The organism is Bacillus infantis (assembly GCF_050107595.1).
In the GTDB taxonomy this organism is placed as follows: domain Bacteria; phylum Bacillota; class Bacilli; order Bacillales; family Cytobacillaceae; genus Bacillus_AB; species Bacillus_AB infantis_C.
This window is the reverse complement of sequence record NZ_JBNILH010000021.1, coordinates 1-17,244: the sequence shown is the minus strand read 5'-3', so window position 1 is coordinate 17,244 and position 17,244 is coordinate 1. Positions and strand designations below refer to the sequence as shown.

The window sequence follows — 17,244 nt, the reverse complement described above, 5'->3', positions numbered from 1 at the left end:
TATTAGGCACGCCGCCAGCGTTCGTCCTGAGCCAGGATCAAACTCTCCATATAAGAGTAAGATTTAGCTCTGATAAAAATAAGATTAACGTTGACGTTTTTGTTCGTTCAGTTTTCAAAGGACAATCTCTGCCGCTTCTCCCGAAGCAACTTTATTAGTATATCACCAACAGCAAACCAAGTCAATAACTTTTTTGAAGTTTATTTTTCTCATTTGCGTCATTGTGACGACCTTTAATATATTATCACCATATTCCGCTATCGTCAACAGTGAACATATAGATTTTCTTATTTTTATTCTGTCAGCCTCTCGGGCATTTTAATTACCTATCCAGGCAAAAGCAAAGAACAGCCATCAGAATAGCTGTTCCAGCAGTTAACGCCTTATTATAAGATCCAGGTTTGAATAGCAGCCAGGGCAAACACCCCAGGCAGGCCCAAAAAGCCCGAAACAGCTGTTGTTGCCAGATTAATAGGGACATATAAGCCAAACTGGCCTCCGAAAGCATTAAGAAAAAACAGGAACAGTGCTCCTATCAGTATTTTGATGACTCCCTGTCCCAATAATTTAAGCGGCCTAAACGGAGCCCCTATAAATAGTAATAACAATATCAGCCCGCCCAAAATGGTTATTACCAGCATCGGTTCCATTCTTCATCATCCTCTCCCATTAGCCTGTACTACTACAAATTTATGAGAAGAAGGATGAAAAAAGACCTGATTGCCCCCTGGTTCATCTAACAGATATCTTTCTGGCCTTTGCTTCCTTAAACAAATAAAAGTATTTAGCCTCCGCCAGTTTGGTTTGCGCTAATACTTCTGCAGAAGGATCAAAGCTTTTTTCAAGAAGCCTCTTTTGGTTATACCATTCATCCTTCAAACTATTCAGCTGGCCTAAAAGCTGTTCATCAAATTCATTGCGAAGCCTTCCTTTTTTACGGAAAAACATGCGTACACCCCCTGCTTAAACCTCTCTTCTTCCCTCAAGTGCCTTGGAAAGCGTGACTTCATCTGCATATTCCAGATCTCCGCCTACCGGCAGACCATGGGCAATCCTTGTAATCTTGATTCCTGACGGCTTAAGGAGGCGCGAAATGTACATGGCTGTCGCTTCCCCTTCAATATTTGGGTTGGTCGCTAGTATAACTTCTTCCACCGTCTCATCCTGCAGCCTTTTTAAAAGATTAGGTATATTAATATCTTCCGGACCTATACCGTCCATCGGAGAAATGGCACCGTGGAGAACGTGGTACAGTCCGTTAAATTCCTTCATTTTTTCCATGGCAATAACATCCTTCGGATCCTGCAGAACACAAATAACACTCCGGTCCCTGCGCTGATCCTCGCAGATATAGCAGGGATCCTGATCGGTAATATGACCGCACACCGAGCAGTAAGATAAATTGCGTTTGGCATTCACCAGCGCCTTAGCAAAATCAAGAACAGTGTCTTCCTTCATGCTAAGGACAAAAAAAGCCAGGCGAGCGGCTGTCTTCGGGCCGATCCCCGGCAGCTTCATAAAGCTGTCTATCAACTTAGATATCGGTTCAGGATAATGCATAAAACTCCTCCTATATAGAAATGCGGAAGCGGCTTGCCCAGGGACGACAAGCATAAGGCAGCCTGGATGAAAGGTTTGCCCTTTAACCTTTTAGCCAGGCTGCCTTATGACTCGAGTCCCTAGCCGCTGCAGCTGGACTATCAGAAATGCAGAGGGCGCTTGCTCATCGGCGACAAGCATAAGTCGAACTGGCCGAAAGGTTTGTTCTTTAACCTTTTGGCCCGTTTGGCTTATGACCTCGAGCCGATAGCGCCCGCAGCTGGACAATTCGAAATTCAGAGGGCGCCTGCTCATTGGCGACAAGCATAAGACGAAGCTTGTTTCCTGCCGCCCTTTTACCTGCCCCCACTCATATTCAGGCCCTTTTTTTGCTTTTTCAGGCATTTTTAAAGCGGAGATTAACTCCGCTTCGGCTTTTAGAACATTCCAGGCAGGTTCATTCCTTTTGTAAACTGCCCCATTGTATCATTTGTCAGATCATCAGCCTTTTTAAGGGCGTCATTTGTTGCTGCAAGTACGAGGTCCTGAAGCATATCGATATCTTCCGGATCTACTACTTCTTCTTTAATATTGACTTCAAGGACTTGCTTGTGTCCGGAAACGATGACTGTCACCATACCGCCGCCAGCAGTTCCTTCGATTCTCTTTTCCCCAAGCTCTTCCTGAGCCTCGGCCATTTTCTTCTGCATTTTCTGCATTTGCTTCATCATGTTTTGCATATTGCCCATTCCACGCATATTCTTTACCTCCAGATTGTTTTATTCTTTGATTTCGACTAAATCCCCGAACAGCTTTTGTGCTTCGGATACGACCAGGTCGTCTTCCGGGGCGCCAAGCCCGCTGCCTTCGGAAGGCTCATCGCGATGGCCGCTGTTCAGAAAGCTGCCCCGTATCCGCTGCCACTGCTCTTCAGGCACCCCGACAACCTGCTTCCTTTGTCCCGTCAGTTCCTGGATGGCCCCGGATATCGTTTCTATAAATTTAGCATTATCCATGGCCATTTGACAGTGTATTTCATATTTAAATTTAATGATGAACGCATCCGCTGAGGCAGCGACCGGCTCTGCTTCATTCAGCAGAGCCGCCTGGGAGCGCATCTGGTTATGGACGAGCCTACCCAGCATATCGCCCCATTTGCTTTTTACTGCATTTAGGTCATTTTTGGTTGCATTCTTCAGGATTTCATTAATTTTTCCTTCAGGCGCCTGGAATCCTTTTCTCGAGGTTCTCTGTGCCTGCTTCTTCTGGGCAGGCTCAGCCGCACCAGAAACGGCGACGCCATTTTTCTTCAGTTCTGCCAGCTCCTCTTGAAGCTGTTCGATTTTTCTCATTAGAGGTTCAACATCAGCAGCTGCCTTCTTCTCTGTACCCTCAAGCTGGCAGAGCTTCATGATGGCTACCTCAAGAAAGATCCTAGGATGGTTGGTCCAGCGCATTTCCTGCTGAGCTTTATTCAAAATCTCAATCAGGCTGTATAGCTGCTGAGGATCTGTCTCTTCAGCCAATGCCTTGAATTCTTCATCAAGCATAACGCGTTCAAGCGACTCATCCAGTGAAGGAGCTGCTTTATATAAAAGCATATCCCTGTAATACAGGATAAAATCTTCAATGAACCTGGAAGGATCCTTCCCCTGAAACAGGAGAGTCTCCAGCGCTTCCAGCGCACCTGCAGCATCTTTTTCCATGACGTTTCTGGACAGTTTGTTCAGGAATCCCTGGGAAACGGCCCCTGTTACTGTGAGGGCATCCTCCGCCGTCACCCTGTCCTGGCTGAAGGATATTGCCTGGTCAAGAAGGCTTAAGGCATCCCTCATCCCTCCCTCGGCGGCACGGGCGACTATATGGAGAGCATTCTCTTCGTACTGCACCCCTGTCTCATCCACTATCATTTTCATCCGGCCGACGATCGACTGTGCCGTAATGCGCTTGAAATCAAAGCGCTGGCATCTTGAAATGATGGTGAGCGGAATCTTATGGGGTTCTGTTGTTGCAAGAATGAACATGACATGCTTCGGCGGCTCTTCAAGTGTTTTCAAAAGCGCATTGAAGGCGCCGATCGAGAGCATATGAACTTCATCGACGATATATACTTTATATTTGACTGCACTGGGTGCATATTTGACTTTGTCCCTAATATCCCGAATCTCTTCCACACCATTGTTGGAGGCCGCATCGATTTCGATCACGTCCGGTATGGAGCCATTCGTAATGCCAATGCAGGAATCACACTCATTGCAAGGCTCACTGATCGGAGCCCTTTCACAGTTGACGGTTTTGGCCAGTATTTTGGCCGCACTCGTCTTTCCTGTTCCCCTGGGCCCGGAAAATAAGTATGCATGAGAGGTTTTCTGCTGAAGCAGGGCGTTCTGCAATGTTTTGGTTACGTGTTCCTGCCCTACAACATCTATGAACTGCTGCGGACGCCAGACACGATATAATGCCTGGTAACTCATCTTCACGCCCCCTTCCTAACTGCTTTTCTATCTCTATTATACCGTATCAGTTCCTATTTTCCAAAAAGGATTGCAAATATCCGAAGGAGCAATTTCCCAGCCGGATCATGCATAAAAAAACCCACCCCTGATCGGGATGAGCTTTGCTTTTATCATTATAACTGCCGTGCACCTTCCGTCGACTGGCTCCCATAAGCGTTACTTAAGCAGTTAGCTCGGCCCAGGCAACCCTGCGGCACATGGGAGGGACCACTTAATGCTGCTTCCTTCCGGACCTGACATGGTTCATGGATTCCCATTGCGCAGGACCCGGGCGTCAACACCACTTACTTAAGGCAGACCCTACAGGACACCAGCCTCAGGAAGGAGTTCAGCCTCGCTAGAGCGGATTGCGAGTACAGGGCACCGCTACCTCCCCGCTTAGCACGGCAAAATTGATACCATATTTGGCTGCGTCGTTTGTGACGCATAATCAAGTATACTAAGTTTCGGACAGAATTGCAATGCCTATGGCCTGTCAATTCCTTCTTGCAGTTCCAGCGGCTGTTTGCGCCGCCTTTTCTCTTCCTTTTTCCTCTCGCGCAGGGCCCGGAAGAAATCGGTCAGCAGGCTGCTGCATTCTTTCTCCAGCACCCCTGCTGATACCTCGCTCTGATGGTTGAACCTTTCATCCTGGAGCAGGTTCATGAATGTTCCCGCACAGCCGCCCTTTGGATCGGCCGCTCCATATACGACCCTGCTGATCCGGGAAAGGATGATGGCTCCTGAACACATGGCGCACGGCTCTAATGTTACATAGAGCACAGCATCTTCAAGCCGCCATGTCCCGAGCATCCCGCAGGCTTCCTCTATGGCAAGGAGTTCAGCATGTGCCACCGCATTCTGGTTCGACTCGCGGAGATTATGAGCGCGGCTGATTATCTTCCCGTTCAGGACCACAACGGCCCCGATCGGCACCTCCCCAAGCGCTCCTGCCTTTTTCGCTTCTTCTATTGCTTCCTTCATATAATAATCATCATTGTAAGTAATATTCATCTTTTTCCTACCATCCCTTATGTTTAAAAATATACCAAGGGTGTATATAGCCTTTAGTGCTCACAATAGACCCAAAGGAGAGAACTGACATGAAAGAATCATCTACAGCACTCTTAATTATAGATATGATCAATAATTTTGATTTTCCGGAGGGTGAAATTTTAGCCGAAAAAGCTGAAAAAATCTCCCGCCCAATAAAAACACTAAAGGAAAAATGCGCTGATGAAGCTATTCCTGTCATCTATGTTAATGATCATTACAGCCTTTGGCAAGCCGATTTTGAAAAGATAGCCGATTACTGCCGGAATGAAAACAGCAGGGACATCATTGATTGCCTCTATCCTTCTGATGAAGACTACTTTTTGATCAAGCCGAAGCACTCCGCTTTTTACGGCACTGCCCTGAACACCCTGCTTCTTCAGTTAAACGTCAAAAATTTGATCATCACCGGTGTGGCCGGGAATATTTGTGTGCTTTTCACAGCGAATGACGCCTATATGAGAGAGTACAGCTTATACGTCCCTGAAAATTGCCTTGCTTCCAATGATGACCATGACAACGAAAATGCCCTCAAAATGATGAAGAACGTCCTCAATGCCCGCACAGAACCCTTCTCAGAGAAAAATAGCATTTCAGCCTGTTTCCCTTCATAAAATGATGGTAGCGTAATTTGCCATTAAGGGGGAAATGAATATGCAAATCCATATAGTGCGGGCCGGACAGTCCCTGACGGGGATCGCGCAGGCCTATGGCACGACGGCAGCCGATATTACACAGGCCAACGAATTGCCCAATCCTGACAGGCTTGTAGTGGGCCAGGCGCTGGTAATCCCGATTACAGGACGTTTCTACTGGGTCCAGCCAGGGGACACATTGTCTGCCATTTCCCGGCGTACAGGGATCCCGGTTCAGGAAATAGCCAGCATCAACCGGATATCAGCATCCCAGCCTCTCCAGCCGGGCTTGCGCCTCTATCTGCCGTCCAGGCCAAAAACAGCAGCAGAGTTCAATGCCTATGTAGAACCAAGGGGCACATCGGTTGCACCAGCCCTTGAAGAAGGGGCGCGGGAGGCTGCACCTTACCTGACATACCTGGCGCCCTTCAGCTTTCAGGCTCTAAGGGATGGCGGCCTTAAAGAGCCGCTCCTCAACGACTTCCCTGCCATCGCCAGGGCGAATAATGTTTTACTGATGATGGTCATCACCAACCAGGAAAATGACCAGTTCAATGATGAGCTGGGACGGATTCTCCTCAACGATATACCTGTTCAGGATAAATTCCTGGACAATATAACCGCCACTGCCAGGAAGTACGGCTTCAGGGACATTCACTTTGACTTTGAATACTTGCGCCCGGAGGACCGGGAGGCATACAACCATTTCTTGCGTAAAGCAAAAGAACGATTCAGCCGGGAAGGCTGGCTCATTTCTACCGCACTTGCGCCAAAGACAAGCGCAGAGCAGAAAGGCCGCTGGTATGAAGCCCATGATTATAAGGCACATGGGGAAATCGTGGATTTTGTGGTTATCATGACATATGAGTGGGGCTACAGCGGCGGCCCTGCCCAGGCTGTTTCCCCAATCGGCCCTGTCCGGGAGGTCCTTGAATATGCAGTAAGTGAGATGCCGTCCTCCAAGATTATGATGGGCCAGAACCTGTACGGCTATGACTGGACCCTTCCATTTGTCCAGGGTACCACCGCCAGGGCGCTGAGCCCGCAGCAGGCCATCGAGCTGGCAGCGGAGAAAAATGTGCCCATACGCTATAACACAAAGTCGCAGGCCCCTTTGTTTAACTATACAGACACCGATGGGAAGCGGCATGAGGTATGGTTTGAGGATGCAAGGTCGATCCAGGCCAAATTCGATCTCATGAAGGAATTGAAGCTGAGGGGGATGAGCTACTGGAAGCTCGGCCTGTCCTTTCCCCAGAACTGGCTTTTAATTACAGACAATTTTGATGTTACAAAACGAGGGTAAAGAAGGGATGTGCTCCTGGGTGTACAGGAAGCTATGGGTCAGTCTGATCCATGGCTTTTTTTATATTTTTTGCCTGCAGAAATTCCATATCCCTTCCACTGGATAGTGTGTTAAAATATTTTTTGTGTCGTTAAAAGTCGATTTAAAGGATAACTGGACATAGATAAATAAGAACAATAAGGAGGCCACACTGTGGGGGGGACACCTTTTATTACCGTTGAAGGCCCGATCGGCGTAGGGAAAACCTCGCTGGCAAAGGCTATTTCCGAGCATTTTCAATTTGCACTGCTGAAAGAGATTGTAGATGAAAATCCTTTTCTTGGGAAGTTTTATGACAACATTGAGGAATGGAGCTTCCAGACGGAAATGTTTTTCCTGTGCAACCGCTATAAGCAGCTCGGGGACATCAATACACAATATTTAGCCAATAACAAGGCCGTTGTTGCCGATTACCATATTCTCAAGAACCTCGTTTTTGCCGAGAGGACACTGAGCCCGGCAGAATTCCAGAAATATGTGAAAATCTACGATATCCTGACAAATGATATGCCAAGGCCTAATGTCATCATCTACCTTCACGCAAGCCTTGAGACGCTCCTGCAGCGGATCAAGCTGCGGGGCAGGGAGATTGAAAAGAACATCAGCCCGCTCTATCTGGAGCAGCTGTCAATTGATTATGAGAACGCCATGAACCTGTTCACTGAACAGCACCCCGATATTCCGGTTCTGCGCTTCAGCGGCGATGATCTGGATTTTGTGAAAAACAAAGAAGATCTATCTCAAATTCTGGACAGCCTTTCCCTATCTTTAATTAAAGGAGCTTATCACCATGAATCTTAGGAATAAGTACGAAATTCCCGGAAATTCCGTGATTACCATTGCTGGTACGGTCGGGGTAGGGAAATCAACGATGACCAATGCACTTGCGGGTGCCCTGGGCTTTCGCACCTCATTTGAAAAAGTGGATACCAATCCTTATCTGGATAAATTTTACGCAGATTTCGACAGATGGAGCTTCCATCTGCAGATCTATTTCCTTGCCGAACGCTTTAAGGAGCAGAAACGCATCTTTGAATATGGCGGCGGCTTTATCCAGGACCGTTCCATTTACGAAGATACCGGCATTTTTGCCAAGATGCACCATGAAAAAGGAACCATGTCGCAGGTGGACTATGAAACATACACAAGCCTGTTCGATGCGATGGTCATGACACCATACTTCCCTCATCCCGACCTGTTGATTTACCTGGAAGGATCCATTGAAGACATCTTATCCAGAATCCAGGAAAGAGGGCGCCCGATGGAGCAGCAGACACCTGTATCCTACTGGGAAGAAATGCACGAGCGCTATGAGAACTGGATCAACACTTTCAATGCTTGCCCAGTACTGCGCCTGAACATCAATGATTATGACCTGATGGCTGACGGCTCCTCCATCGAGCCTGTCATCGAAAAAATCTCCGTCTTTCTGAAGCAGTCCCAGCTGCTAAAAAAGTAAACAGCATTATGCAGATACAAAATAAGCCCGGCATAAACGCCGGGCTTATTTTTTTTACTTGGAAAGATTTCAGAGAAGTCATTTGCACTCTCAAGAACGACATAAAAAAGCCGCTGCAGGATGCAGCGGCTTTTTATGTATCTCCAATAGTTATGCGCTATGGTTGATTTTATAATGGAGGAGGTAGAGGGATTCGAACCCCCGCGCGGTGTTACCCGCCTGTCGGTTTTCAAGACCGATCCCTTCAGCCAGACTTGGGTATACCTCCGTATCGACAAGATTTATTCTATCAGCTATCCAATATAAAGTCAACATTATTTCAAAAAAAATTCAGGCAGGTTTTTCACCCGCCCAGATGGAGTGCTTTAAGCTTTGCCGATAACTTCTTTATTGCCCATATACGGTCTTAATACTTCCGGAATGATGACACTTCCGTCTTCCTGCTGGTAGTTTTCCAGGATAGCGGCGACCGTACGGCCGATCGCGAGGCCAGAGCCATTCAGTGTATGAAGATGCTCAGGCTTGCCCTTAGGCTCGCGGCGGAAACGGATGTTCGCACGGCGTGCCTGGAACGCTTCAAAATTACTGCAAGAAGAAATTTCGCGGTATGTCCCGTAGCTTGGGATCCATACTTCGATATCATATTTCTTCGCTGCTGTGAATCCAAGATCCCCTGTGCACATGCTGAGCACGCGGTACGGCAGTCCAAGCAGCTGCAGCACTTTTTCAGCATGCCCGGTCAGCTTTTCCAGCTCATCATAAGAATCTTCAGGGCGGACAAACTTCACGAGTTCCACCTTGTTGAATTGGTGCTGGCGGATCAGCCCCCTTGTATCGCGGCCCGCAGAGCCGGCCTCAGAACGGAAGCATGCACTGAATGCAGCATAGTTGATTGGAAGCTGTTCGTTTGTGAGGATCTCATCTCTGTGCATGTTAGTAACAGGCACTTCTGCTGTCGGGATCAGGAAGTAGTCTTCACTTTCGATCAGGAAGGCATCTTCTTCAAACTTCGGCAGCTGCCCTGTGCCTGTCATGCTGGCACGGTTGACCATGTAAGGAGGAAGGACTTCCATATATCCATGCTCTTCTGTATGAAGATCCAGCATGAAGTTGAATAAAGCGCGCTCTAAGCGGGCGCCAAGGCCTTTGTAGAATACAAAGCGGCTTCCCGTAACCTTTCCGGCCCTCTCAAAGTCAAGGATGTCCAGGTCAGTGGCAACATCCCAGTGCGGTTTTGGCTCAAAGCTGAATTCGCGTACTTCGCCCCATTTCCTCGCCTCAACGTTGTCGTCTTCCGTCTCACCGACCGGAACACTTTCATGCGGGATATTCGGGATGCTCATCAAAAGGCTGTCCAGTGATTCTTCCACTGTGCGGAGCTCTTCATCAAATGCCTTGATCTTGTCGCCCACTTCCCTCATCTCGGCAATAAGGCTGTCGGCATCTTTCTTTTCACGCTTAAGGGCAGCAACCTGCTGGGAAACCTCATTCCTTCTGCTCTTCAGCTGCTCTGTTTCCATGATCAGCTCACGGCGCCTTACATCAAGATCCTCAAACTTCCCAAGGTCGCCCAAGTCCTCCCCGCGGTGCTGGAGGCGGTTCTTTACTTCTTCAAAATTGCTTCGCAAGTATTTAATATCAAGCATGCTTCTTCCTCCTCTTTCTCCATTCGATAGGCAATGGGCAGCACCCGCGAAAAAACAAAAAACCCCCGTCCCAAAAAAGGGACGGGAGTTACCCGCGTTGCCACCCTAGTTGAAGGCAAAAATGCCTTCCACCTTAAATACATAACGGTTTTTAACCGAAAGCATTTACTCGCCCATGCAGGCTTTCCATGCTTTTGCTCAAGGACGGATTCACAGGGTCCCACCACCGGTTTCCACCAGCCACCGGCTCTCTATTGGAATGGGATTCCCGCTACTATTTCCTCTCAGTGCGTTTCGAATGTAATTTTATAATAATTTACTACAATTATGCGCTATTTGCAACCTATTATTCAAACTAAATTGGCTTGTGCTTCTTTCACCATCTCCACAAAATATGCTGTGAGACGGTGGTCTTCCGTCAGCTCGGGATGGAATGAACAGCCAAGGAACTGACCTTCCCTTGCGGCCACAATGCGGCCGTCATGCTTCGCAAGCACTTCTACATTTTCTCCGGCCTGCAGGATATGCGGTGCGCGGATGAAGACCGCTTCAAAGTCTTCTGCTACTCCCGCAATATCAAGGGGCGTTTCAAAGCTCTCCCGCTGCCTTCCGAAAGAATTGCGCTCCACCTCGACATCCATGACGCCGATGTGCGGTTCTGCATAGCCGGCAACTGTCTTCGCCAGCAAAATGAGGCCTGCGCATGTTCCGAACATCGGTTTTCCTGATTGGGCAAATGTGCGCAGTTCTTCCATGAAATCATATTTATCAATTAAGCGGCGCATCGTTGTGCTTTCGCCGCCCGGAATGATCAGTCCGTCCACTTCCGCAAGCTGCTCTCTCCGCTTAATGACGACTGCCTCCGCTCCGCAGGCTTCAATGGAGCGCACATGCTCCCTGACAGCCCCCTGAAGGCCCAATACGCCTACTTTAACCATGTTCATTCTCCTTACCAACCGCGCTCCTGCATACGAGCTTCAGGAGCCAGTGATGAGATTTCAATGCCTTTCATCGGTGTTCCAAGCTCTTTTGATAATTCAGCAATTAGCTTGTAATCCTGATAATGTGTAGTCGCCTCAACGATCGCTCTCGCAAACTTGGCTGGGTTGTCTGACTTGAAGATCCCTGATCCAACGAATACGCCGTCTGCGCCAAGCTCCATCATCAAAGCAGCATCCGCAGGTGTCGCAACGCCGCCTGCAGCGAAGTTAACGACCGGAAGGCGGCCAAGTTCCTTAATTTCCAGAAGAAGCTCGTAAGGGGCTCCAAGAAGCTTAGCTTCAGTCATCAGCTCATCCAGGTTCATGCCGACAACCTTGCGCACCTGTGCATTCACCTTGCGGATATGGCGCACAGCTTCAACGATGTTGCCTGTTCCCGGCTCGCCTTTAGTGCGGAGCATCGCCGCTCCTTCACCAATCCTGCGGGCAGCCTCGCCAAGGTCGCGGCATCCGCATACAAATGGAACCGTAAAGTCCCTTTTATTTAAATGATACTCTTCATCAGCGGGAGTGAGCACTTCACTCTCATCTATATAGTCAACGCCCATTGCTTCTAATACACGGGCTTCCACGATATGGCCTATTCTGCCTTTAGCCATAACAGGAATCGTTACAGCATTCATGACTTCCTCAACAATGCGGGGGTCAGCCATCCTTGCCACACCGCCGGCAGCACGGATATCGGATGGAACCCGCTCCAGTGCCATAACTGCGACTGCGCCGGCTTCTTCAGCAATCTTAGCCTGCTCAGCGTTGACAACGTCCATGATTACGCCGCCCTTTTGCATTTCTGCCATTCCGCGCTTTACTCGATCTGTACCTGTCTTCACTATAAAATCCCCCTTCTGTAATACCATCTGCTTTTAACAGGCAAAATACCCATTAATTTATAGGAAAATATATTAATTCGATAGGAATTCGTCCAGTTCCCCTAATGAAAATAAACAATAAAAAAGGTCCCCTGTCAAGACAAGGAACCCTTTTTTATCAGACTCTTCCGGAATTTCATCTTCTCCCGATACAGCCATGGCCATTATAAAATTAGAACCAGCCTTTTACAGTTGAAGAAACGCTGCCCCAGAGATCTCCGAAAAAGCCGCCGACTCCGCGCATCATCAGCACGAACCAGTTCGCCTTTTCCACACTTTCGGCCGCCACGACCTCAACCTGGATGCCGCCTTTTCCAGAAAGGAAATCAAGTCCGTTTTCTTTCTCTGACTTCAATGTCAGATAGCCGACCTTTTCACCTTTCTTGACAGGGGCCGTCAGATTGCCGTCTTTATCCAGCTTGTCTTTATCAAGGACAAGCTCTGGCTTATAGCTTTCCTTCTCGCCATTCTTCACGACAAGCTCGATAGCATCCTTAGCCTGTATTTTCACGCTGTCTTCCTTGCCTTTAGTGACAGGCAATGTCTTCTGGCCTTTTACCTGATAGTTTTTTGGAACAATTTCTTCTTTGGAAAAATTGCTGAAAGCATAATCAAGCATTTTTCTTGTTTCATCAAAACGGGATTTATAAGAACCGGAATTCCCCTCACCCTTGGCATTCATCACCACAGTGATATAGCGGTTGCCATCGCGTGTAGCGGTGCCAGTGAAACAGTAGCCGGCAAAATCTGTTGTTCCCGTCTTAAGACCGTCCACTCCCTCATAGCCGAAAACAAGGCTTGGAAGCATCCAATTCCAGTTATCCATCTTGATTTCATCATCAGTGCCTTCTCTGAAGTTTTTAGTCGGAATACTGGTCGTCTCCAGTATTTCCGGATAGTCATGCAGCAGGCGCTGAGCCAGTTTGGCAGTTGCACGGGCAGACATGACATTCTCATCTTCCTCTCCGCCTACCTGGTGGGAACCTTTCAAGTCACGGTTATTCAAACCGGTAGAATTGACAAATTTATAATCCTTCAGGCCCAATTCCTCAGCCTTATCATTCATCATTTTTACAAAATTGCTTTCAGAACCGGCAATCGTCTCCGCAATGGCAATTGTTGCACCATTGGCAGAGTAAATGGACATAGCTTCATATAATTCTCTTATATTATATTTTCCATCTCTTCTTAAAGGGACATTAGACAGTGCTCTATCCTGTGAAACCTTCCAAACATATTCACTGACTGCATACTCCTGATCCCATTTGACTTTCCCTTCTTTAATGGCCTCAAGCAGCAGGTATTCTGTCATGATCTTTGTCATACTCGCAATGCCAAGCACTTTATCCGCATTTTTCGAATAAAGGACTTTGCCTGTCTCGGCCTCTACTACAATTGCAGCATCCGCGTTGATATTCAGAACGTCTTCTGCACTCGCCTTATTCAGGCCGGGAAAAAGGCCTATCACCATCATACAAACAAGGAAACTAGCAACATACTTCCGATAAAAATGTTTTTTCACTGTAATGCCCTCCAACCTTTATATACACCTTCGTTATTTTAACATATCTGTTTCCGAAAACATAGACAGAGTAAATACCCATTAATTGGAGCGGGAAATTTCTAGTCCATTTGATGGGCAGGCTAAAAATGGATAGCTGACGGATGCATCGCATCCTCAATGAGCATAAAAATAAGCCCCAGGATAAAAATCCTGGGACCCTGTATCTGCCAGTGCTCCGGCATGGCTGTTTATGATAAAGAATAGTTCGGAGCTTCTTTTGTGATCTGCACATCATGCGGATGGCTTTCACGGAGCCCGGCGCCTGTCATTCTGATGAACTGTGCCTTTTCTCTCAAGTCGGTCAGATCCTTGCTTCCGCAATAGCCCATTCCTGAGCGGATCCCCCCGACCAGCTGGTAAATCGTATCGGATAACGGCCCTTTGTATGGAAGCCTGCCTTCGATTCCCTCCGGAACGAATTTTTTGTTGTCTTCCTGGAAATAACGGTCCTTTGAGCCCTTTTCCATTGCTCCAACAGATCCCATTCCGCGGTATACCTTGAAGCGCCGTCCCTGGAAGATTTCCGTTTCGCCCGGGCTTTCGGAGACACCTGCGAGAAGACTTCCAAGCATAACGGCATGCCCGCCGGCAGCCAGGGACTTGACGATATCACCTGAGTACTTGATGCCTCCATCGGCAATGATCGCTTTGCCGTGCTTCCTGGCCTCTGTTGCACAGTCATAAACCGCTGTGATCTGCGGTACGCCGACTCCTGCAACAACCCTTGTCGTACAGATGGAGCCAGGTCCGATGCCGACTTTTACGACATCTGCTCCTGCTTCGATCAAGTCTTTAGTAGCTTCAGCAGTTGCAACATTTCCAGCGATGATGGCGACCTCAGGGTAAGCCTCCCTGATCTGCCTGACTGTGTCCAATACCCCTTTTGAATGTCCGTGCGCCGTATCGACTACAAGGACATCTACACTTGCCTTCACAAGCATTTCAACCCTTTTCATCGTATCCTTTGTCACACCGACAGCTGCGCCTGCAAGGAGCCTTCCCTGACTATCCTTGGCTGAGTTCGGAAATTCGATCACTTTTTCAATATCCTTGATGGTGATCAGCCCTTTTAGTACGCCTTCATTGTCAACGAGGGGGAGCTTTTCAATTTTATATTTCTGCAAAATGCTCTCGGCTTCTTCCAGTGTCGTTCCCACCGGTGCCGTTACGAGATTTTCTTTTGTCATAACATCTGAAATTTTGATCGAGTAGTCTTGGATGAAACGAAGATCACGGTTTGTAATGATGCCCACCAATTTCTGTTCATCGTTATTATTGACGATTGGGACACCTGAGATGCGGTACTTGCCCATTAGATGCTCAGCATCAAAAACCTGCTGGTCGGGCGTGAGGAAGAATGGATCTGTAATAACTCCGCTTTCGGAGCGCTTGACTTTGTCAACCTGGTCAGCCTGCTGCTCGATGGACATATTCTTGTGGATGATTCCGAGGCCGCCGGCCCTTGCCATGGCAATTGCCATTTCTGCCTCTGTTACTGTGTCCATGCCGGCTGAGATGATCGGGATATTCAAGCGGACCTTTTCTGTCAGGTCTACATGAAGCTGTACATCTTTCGGAAGCACTTCTGATCTTGCCGGAACCAATAACACATCATCAAATGTTAATCCTTCTTTAACAAACTTGCTTTCCCACATCTTTTTAGCCCCCATTTACTCGAAAATATTATTAGTAGGTTATCAATTGGACAAAATACTGTCAAGAACAGATTGATATGTTCGATTTTTCAAAAAATTAAAAAGAGGTAAAAAGGATGACCTATACATACAAAGGCTGGAGTTCCTATTCGGTCTTCTTTTCGGCAGAAACCACCCAGGCCTATTTAAAAAAGTGCTATACAAGGCATGGCATAGACCAGCCCGAAGCGAGAAGCTATGAGAACTGCTATCCTTTTATTTACTATCTGGAACATGGAAAAATATATTATGAACAGGCAGCTAAATCCCCGCTGCTGATACAGCCTATCATGCTATTCTATGGGCTCGTTCATTTAATCAAGGCATCCATCCTGACGGCGGATCCAGACTACCCTGAAACCACCTCCGTCCTTGCTCACGGAGTTTCAACAAGAAAAAGAAAAAAGCAGCAGTACAGCTTTTTTGAGGATGAAGTAAAATTCCAGAAAACCGGACTGTTTCCCTTTATGGCTGATAAGCTGTTTCACATGAAACATATGGAAGGAGACAAAATCGAGATGGGAGAGCTCTTTGAATATATCCCTGAATTAAATGGCCTGTTTCAGCAGACAGTGGGAACCCCTACCTTTGCCTGCGCAGAACTGACAAAAGGCCTCCTTACAATGCCAGCTTCAATTCTTGATCAATTTCATATGACAGAAGAAAGGTTTATTGACTATTTCAACACGAAGGGCGGCTATAAAATCGAGTCCGCTGAGCAGGGAGAAAGAGGCATGGTTACTTTCTCATGCGGTTCGCTGCCGCCTCAAGATATTAGACCGCTTAAATTCAATATCCATGACAGCAGCCTTTCCTTTCCCCTTACGAAAGGAGACCTTGTCAGCTTCCCGGAGCTGCTCCTTCATTATCTGCTGCTGTATAATCTCAGCATGATCGCCCGTTATGAAACTGAATGGTGGAGCGAGCTGATGAAGATGATGCCTAATAAGGATTATCCCTTCATCCATTCTTTTCTGGAGATTACCCTGCTGAAGGGCCCTTATTTGGTTTACCAGTATTTAATTGGGCAGAAGTAGTTAGTGGTGCCGGATTAGGATCTGGTGAGTTAGTGATTAGGAGCGGAACTTGGTGGTGAGGCTGAAATTAGGACGGCGTTAAGAAGCTTTTAGCTTTAAAAGTCTATGTTGTGAAGCGGCGGGAATATACGTGGTTGAAATAGGGAGTGAGGCTGCTAACAGTGTTGGGCTGGGATGAGGCTATTTTGAAGGCAGAGCTTCGGACAGGGTTTTGACTGGTGGGCTTTCATGCCGCTGGACGCTGGTTGATTGGCACTGGCACTGGATGTACTTGCCCGTATTTAGGCTGGGGAGCTTTATCTGGTATTTAAGGCATATGGTAAATTAAATGGGGGAGCCGGTAAATTAGTCGGCCAATTGATTAAATAAATCGCAAAATTGGTAGATTATCGGTTGAATTAATTAAATTCTCAGCTTAAGCAGCCGTTCTTCCCAATATTTCAAGCAAGGAAATGTCCCTTTGCCCATCCAGCATGGTTTTCAAACAATTTCCGGAATCTATAGCGGCGGGCTATGGCTGTTTTGAGGCAAATGGTAAATTAAATGGAGATTTGGTAAATTATTTGGCCATTTGATTAAATAAATCGCAAAGTTGGTAGATTATCGAGCCAAATGATTAAATTCACAGCCAAAGCAGCTGCTCTCCCCAATATTCTCGACGAAAACCTGCTCATTTCGCCCACGCCGTCACTAATTTCCGCCCAAGAACACTTTTCTTATTAAAACCTTCTCCATTTCTCTAAAAACAGCATAAAAAAAAGAACAGTCCCGCAGACTGTTCTTCGTTTCGCCCGGCAGCGTCCTACTCTCACAGGGGGAGAGCCCCCAACTACCATCGGCGCTGAGAAGCTTAACTTCCGTGTTCGGTATGGGAACGGGTGTGACCTTCTCGCTATCGCCACCAGAC

General features: G+C 47.5%; 16 protein-coding genes, 1 tRNA gene, 1 rRNA gene, 1 other RNA gene and 1 other annotated feature. Of the genes, 5 read left to right on the top strand and 14 right to left on the bottom strand.

The annotated features are described in order from the left end of the window. Nucleotides 1-386: 386 nt before the first annotated feature. The 7 genes from ACQCVH_RS25145 to tadA form a co-directional block, all read right to left on the bottom strand. Nucleotides 387-650, bottom strand: coding sequence for a pro-sigmaK processing inhibitor BofA family protein (locus ACQCVH_RS25145; protein WP_426838385.1), 264 nt, complete (start codon nucleotides 648-650; stop codon nucleotides 387-389). Between the two features lie 82 nt (nucleotides 651-732). After that, a complete protein-coding gene (locus tag ACQCVH_RS25140; RefSeq protein ID WP_426838383.1) occupies nucleotides 733-948 on the bottom strand; it encodes a YaaL family protein in 216 nt (71 codons plus the stop codon). Nucleotides 949-963: 15 nt separating this feature from the next. Beyond that, nucleotides 964-1,560: a recombination mediator RecR gene (gene recR / locus ACQCVH_RS25135; RefSeq protein ID WP_426838381.1), complete on the bottom strand. Its 597-nt coding sequence runs from the start codon at nucleotides 1,558-1,560 to the stop codon at nucleotides 964-966. A 416-nt stretch (nucleotides 1,561-1,976) separates the two neighbouring features. After that, nucleotides 1,977-2,297: a YbaB/EbfC family nucleoid-associated protein gene (locus ACQCVH_RS25130; RefSeq protein ID WP_022543198.1), complete on the bottom strand. Its 321-nt coding sequence runs from the start codon at nucleotides 2,295-2,297 to the stop codon at nucleotides 1,977-1,979. A gap of 21 nt (nucleotides 2,298-2,318) precedes the next feature. Beyond that, on the bottom strand, nucleotides 2,319-4,013 hold the full coding sequence (gene dnaX / locus ACQCVH_RS25125) for a DNA polymerase III subunit gamma/tau (protein ID WP_426838379.1): 1,695 nt from the start codon (nucleotides 4,011-4,013) through the stop codon (nucleotides 2,319-2,321). 164 nt (nucleotides 4,014-4,177) lie between these two features. Then, nucleotides 4,178-4,442: signal recognition particle sRNA large type (gene ffs, locus ACQCVH_RS25120), an RNA gene on the bottom strand. 78 nt (nucleotides 4,443-4,520) lie between these two features. Continuing rightward, on the bottom strand, nucleotides 4,521-5,048 hold the full coding sequence (gene tadA / locus ACQCVH_RS25115; RefSeq protein WP_426838377.1) for a tRNA adenosine(34) deaminase TadA: 528 nt from the start codon (nucleotides 5,046-5,048) through the stop codon (nucleotides 4,521-4,523). A gap of 89 nt (nucleotides 5,049-5,137) precedes the next feature. Here tadA and ACQCVH_RS25110 point away from each other — a divergent pair, with 89 nt between their 5' ends. The 4 genes from ACQCVH_RS25110 to ACQCVH_RS25095 all read left to right on the top strand — a co-directional run bounded on the left by ACQCVH_RS25110 (nucleotide 5,138) and on the right by ACQCVH_RS25095 (nucleotide 8,526). Further along, nucleotides 5,138-5,701: a cysteine hydrolase family protein gene (locus ACQCVH_RS25110; RefSeq protein WP_426838375.1), complete on the top strand. Its 564-nt coding sequence runs from the start codon at nucleotides 5,138-5,140 to the stop codon at nucleotides 5,699-5,701. A gap of 40 nt (nucleotides 5,702-5,741) precedes the next feature. Then, the gene (locus ACQCVH_RS25105) at nucleotides 5,742-7,028 is read left to right on the top strand and encodes a glycoside hydrolase family 18 protein (protein ID WP_426838373.1); all 1,287 of its coding nucleotides are present in this window, start codon (nucleotides 5,742-5,744) and stop codon (nucleotides 7,026-7,028) included. 192 nt (nucleotides 7,029-7,220) lie between these two features. Next, nucleotides 7,221-7,868, top strand: a complete 648-nt coding sequence (locus tag ACQCVH_RS25100) for a deoxynucleoside kinase (protein ID WP_224906777.1) — start codon at nucleotides 7,221-7,223, stop codon at nucleotides 7,866-7,868. Further along, nucleotides 7,858-8,526, top strand: coding sequence for a deoxynucleoside kinase (locus ACQCVH_RS25095; protein ID WP_101553011.1), 669 nt, complete (start codon nucleotides 7,858-7,860; stop codon nucleotides 8,524-8,526). The genes ACQCVH_RS25100 and ACQCVH_RS25095 overlap by 11 nt, the downstream gene beginning before the upstream one ends. A 175-nt stretch (nucleotides 8,527-8,701) precedes the next feature. On the opposite strand, the gene ACQCVH_RS25090 is transcribed toward ACQCVH_RS25095, so the two are convergent. The 6 genes from ACQCVH_RS25090 to guaB all read right to left on the bottom strand — a co-directional run bounded on the left by ACQCVH_RS25090 (nucleotide 8,702) and on the right by guaB (nucleotide 15,261). Beyond that, nucleotides 8,702-8,794, bottom strand: a tRNA-Ser gene (locus ACQCVH_RS25090). A gap of 97 nt (nucleotides 8,795-8,891) precedes the next feature. Next, entirely contained in the window at nucleotides 8,892-10,172 is a 1,281-nt protein-coding gene (gene serS, locus ACQCVH_RS25085; RefSeq protein ID WP_101553013.1) for a serine--tRNA ligase, read from the bottom strand. A gap of 74 nt (nucleotides 10,173-10,246) precedes the next feature. Further along, nucleotides 10,247-10,469, bottom strand: a binding site (T-box leader). Between the two features lie 53 nt (nucleotides 10,470-10,522). Beyond that, complete coding sequence (gene pdxT, locus ACQCVH_RS25080) at nucleotides 10,523-11,110, bottom strand: pyridoxal 5'-phosphate synthase glutaminase subunit PdxT (protein ID WP_426838370.1); 588 nt, start codon at nucleotides 11,108-11,110, stop codon at nucleotides 10,523-10,525. Between the two features lie 11 nt (nucleotides 11,111-11,121). Further along, nucleotides 11,122-12,006 (bottom strand): pyridoxal 5'-phosphate synthase lyase subunit PdxS, encoded by an 885-nt coding sequence (pdxS, locus tag ACQCVH_RS25075; RefSeq protein WP_170939624.1) that lies wholly within the window; start codon nucleotides 12,004-12,006, stop codon nucleotides 11,122-11,124. 208 nt (nucleotides 12,007-12,214) lie between these two features. Next, nucleotides 12,215-13,564 (bottom strand): serine hydrolase, encoded by a 1,350-nt coding sequence (locus ACQCVH_RS25070; protein ID WP_426838368.1) that lies wholly within the window; start codon nucleotides 13,562-13,564, stop codon nucleotides 12,215-12,217. A gap of 230 nt (nucleotides 13,565-13,794) precedes the next feature. Next, nucleotides 13,795-15,261 (bottom strand): IMP dehydrogenase, encoded by a 1,467-nt coding sequence (gene guaB / locus ACQCVH_RS25065; protein WP_426838366.1) that lies wholly within the window; start codon nucleotides 15,259-15,261, stop codon nucleotides 13,795-13,797. 116 nt (nucleotides 15,262-15,377) lie between these two features. On the opposite strand from guaB, the gene ACQCVH_RS25060 reads away from it, so the two are divergent. Further along, entirely contained in the window at nucleotides 15,378-16,337 is a 960-nt protein-coding gene (locus ACQCVH_RS25060) for a YaaC family protein (RefSeq protein ID WP_426838364.1), read from the top strand. 789 nt (nucleotides 16,338-17,126) lie between these two features. Here ACQCVH_RS25060 and rrf read toward each other — a convergent pair. After that, a 5S ribosomal RNA gene (rrf, locus tag ACQCVH_RS25055) occupies nucleotides 17,127-17,243 on the bottom strand. Nucleotide 17,244: the final 1 nt, after the last annotated feature.

Coding starts and splice junctions, on each gene's coding strand:
- ACQCVH_RS25145 (WP_426838385.1), bottom strand. CDS start 650: ATGGAACCGATGCTGGTAATAACCATTTTGGGCGGGCTGATATTGTTA.
- ACQCVH_RS25140 (WP_426838383.1), bottom strand. CDS start 948: ATGTTTTTCCGTAAAAAAGGAAGGCTTCGCAATGAATTTGATGAACAG.
- recR (WP_426838381.1), bottom strand. CDS start 1,560: ATGCATTATCCTGAACCGATATCTAAGTTGATAGACAGCTTTATGAAG.
- ACQCVH_RS25130 (WP_022543198.1), bottom strand. CDS start 2,297: ATGCGTGGAATGGGCAATATGCAAAACATGATGAAGCAAATGCAGAAA.
- dnaX (WP_426838379.1), bottom strand. CDS start 4,013: ATGAGTTACCAGGCATTATATCGTGTCTGGCGTCCGCAGCAGTTCATA.
- tadA (WP_426838377.1), bottom strand. CDS start 5,048: ATGAATATTACTTACAATGATGATTATTATATGAAGGAAGCAATAGAA.
- ACQCVH_RS25110 (WP_426838375.1), top strand. CDS start 5,138: ATGAAAGAATCATCTACAGCACTCTTAATTATAGATATGATCAATAAT.
- ACQCVH_RS25105 (WP_426838373.1), top strand. CDS start 5,742: ATGCAAATCCATATAGTGCGGGCCGGACAGTCCCTGACGGGGATCGCG.
- ACQCVH_RS25095 (WP_101553011.1), top strand. CDS start 7,858: ATGAATCTTAGGAATAAGTACGAAATTCCCGGAAATTCCGTGATTACC.
- serS (WP_101553013.1), bottom strand. CDS start 10,172: ATGCTTGATATTAAATACTTGCGAAGCAATTTTGAAGAAGTAAAGAAC.
- pdxT (WP_426838370.1), bottom strand. CDS start 11,110: ATGGTTAAAGTAGGCGTATTGGGCCTTCAGGGGGCTGTCAGGGAGCAT.
- guaB (WP_426838366.1), bottom strand. CDS start 15,261: ATGTGGGAAAGCAAGTTTGTTAAAGAAGGATTAACATTTGATGATGTG.
- ACQCVH_RS25060 (WP_426838364.1), top strand. CDS start 15,378: ATGACCTATACATACAAAGGCTGGAGTTCCTATTCGGTCTTCTTTTCG.